Source organism: Noviherbaspirillum album, from assembly GCF_035916955.1.
GTDB classification, from domain to species: Bacteria; Pseudomonadota; Gammaproteobacteria; order Burkholderiales; family Burkholderiaceae_D; genus Noviherbaspirillum; species Noviherbaspirillum album.
Map to the genome: position 1 here is coordinate 1 of NZ_JAWIIV010000099.1, position 2,147 is coordinate 2,147.

The window sequence follows — 2,147 nt, forward strand, 5'->3', positions numbered from 1 at the left end:
ACGATGTAGCCGCGGTCCATGAACACCACCCGGTTGGCCACCTTGCGCGCAAAGCCCATCTCGTGCGTGACCACCATCATCGTCATGCCGTCGTGCGCCAGTCCCACCATCACGTCCAGCACTTCATTGATCATCTCCGGGTCCAGCGCCGAGGTCGGCTCGTCGAACAGCATCGCGATCGGGTCCATCGACAAGGCCCGCGCAATCGCCACCCGCTGCTGCTGCCCGCCTGACAGCTGCCCCGGAAACTTGTCCTTCTGCGCAATCAATCCCACCCGGTCCAGGTACTTCAACCCTTTTTCAGTGGCCTCCTCCTCGCTGCGGCCCAGCACCTTGACCTGGCCGATGGTCAGGTTCTGCCGGATCGACAGGTGCGGGAACAGCTCGAAGTTCTGGAACACCATGCCGATGCGCGCGCGCAGCTTCGACAGGTTGGTCTTCGGATCGCCCACCGAAATGCCGTCCACCGTGATCTGTCCCTTCTGGAACGGCTCCAGCCCGTTGACCGTCTTGATCAGCGTCGACTTGCCCGAGCCCGACGGCCCGCACACCACCACCACTTCTCCCTTGCTGACCCGTGTCGTGCAGTCGGTCAGCACCTGGAAACTGCCGTACCACTTGCTCACGTCTTTCATTTCAATCATGTTTTTTCCTCAATCCTGTAATCAAACTGCGGTGCGCCCGGGCACCTGGCCCGGCGCGTGACTAAGTGAATGGTTCAGCGGATGATCGCCACCTTCTTCTGCAGCTGCTTGACCAGCAGCGACAGGCTGAAGCAGAGGATGAAGTACACCACCGCCACGAACAGGTACATCTCCACCAGGCGGCCGTCGCGCTGCGCCACCTTGGAGGCGGCACCGACGAAGTCCGTGATCGACAGCACGTAGACCAGCGACACGTCCTGGAACAGCACGATGGTCTGCGTGAGCAGCACCGGGATCATGTTGCGGAAGGCCTGCGGCAGCACGATGTTGCCCATGGTCTGCCAGTAGTTCATGCCCAGCGCCTGCCCGGCCCAGACCTGGCCGCGCGGAATCGACTGGATGCCGGCGCGCATGATCTCGCAGTAGTAGGCCGCCTCGAACAGGATGAAGGTGATCAGCGACGAGGTGAAGGCGCCCACCTGCACCGGCTGGTCCGAGCCGATGATCCAGGCGCCGATGTAGGGCACCAGGAAGTAGAACCAGAAGATCACCAGCACCAGCGGGACGGAGCGGATCAGGTTGACGTAGGTGGTGGCCACCGTGGAGATGAGCTTGTTGGAAGACAGGCGCATCATCGCCAGCAGGGTGCCGAGGATGATGCCGCCTACCATGGCCAGGGCGGTCAGCTCCAGGGTGAAGGCCATGCCGGTCTGGAACAGGTAGACCCAGGAACGCTCGATGACGTCGAAATCGAAGTTGTTCATCATTTGCCTCCGCCTGAAATGAAGCCGGGCACGGCGACGCGGCGCTCGATGAAGCGCATCAGGTTGACCACGACCACGTTGACCAGCACGTAGATGATGGTGGCGGCGGTGAAGGCTTCGAACACCTGGAACGAGAATTCCTGCATGGAGCGGGCGCGGGCGGTGAGTTCCATGAGACCGATGGTGAGCGCCACGGCGCTGTTCTTGATGACGTTGAGGAACTCGCTGGTGAGCGGCGGGATGATGATGCGGAAAGCCATGGGCAGCAGCACGTAGCGGTAGGTCTGGGCCAGGGTCAGGCCGAGCGCGGTGCCGGCCATTTTCTGGCCGCGCGACAGCGACTGGATGCCGGCCGAGACCTGCACGGCGACGCGGGCGGAGGTGAAGAAGCCCAGCGAGAGCACGGCGGTGATGAAGGGCGCGTTGGGCAGCTGCTTGAGCCAGTCGCCGATGGCGGTGGGCACCAGTTCGGGCATGACGAAGAACCAGAGGAACATCTGGACCAGCAGCGGTATGTTGCGGAACAGTTCGACGTAGGCATTGGCCAGGCGCACGACCCAGCGGTTGGGCAGGGTGCGCAGGGTGCCGATGATGGCACCGAGGATGAGGGCCATGACCCAGGCCAGCAAGGCTGTGGCCAGCGTCCAGTAGAGGCCCGACAGCAGCGTATCCATGTAGGTGCCGACGGCGTCGGGCGACGGCTCCCAGAAGATGCGCCAGTTCCAGTTGTAGTTCATAG

Annotated in this window: 3 protein-coding genes; all 3 read right to left on the reverse strand. The window is 62.8% G+C overall.

The features are described from left to right. A partial coding sequence (locus RY831_RS32815; RefSeq protein ID WP_326510474.1) for an amino acid ABC transporter ATP-binding protein occupies positions 1–644 on the reverse strand: 644 nt, incomplete at its 3' end. Between the two features lie 74 nt (positions 645–718). Then, positions 719–1,411, reverse strand: a complete 693-nt coding sequence (locus RY831_RS32820) for an amino acid ABC transporter permease (RefSeq protein ID WP_326510475.1) — start codon at positions 1,409–1,411, stop codon at positions 719–721. Then, positions 1,408–2,145 (reverse strand): amino acid ABC transporter permease, encoded by a 738-nt coding sequence (locus RY831_RS32825; protein ID WP_326510476.1) that lies wholly within the window; start codon positions 2,143–2,145, stop codon positions 1,408–1,410. The genes RY831_RS32820 and RY831_RS32825 overlap by 4 nt, the downstream gene beginning before the upstream one ends. Between the last annotated feature and the right edge of the window lie 2 nt (positions 2,146–2,147).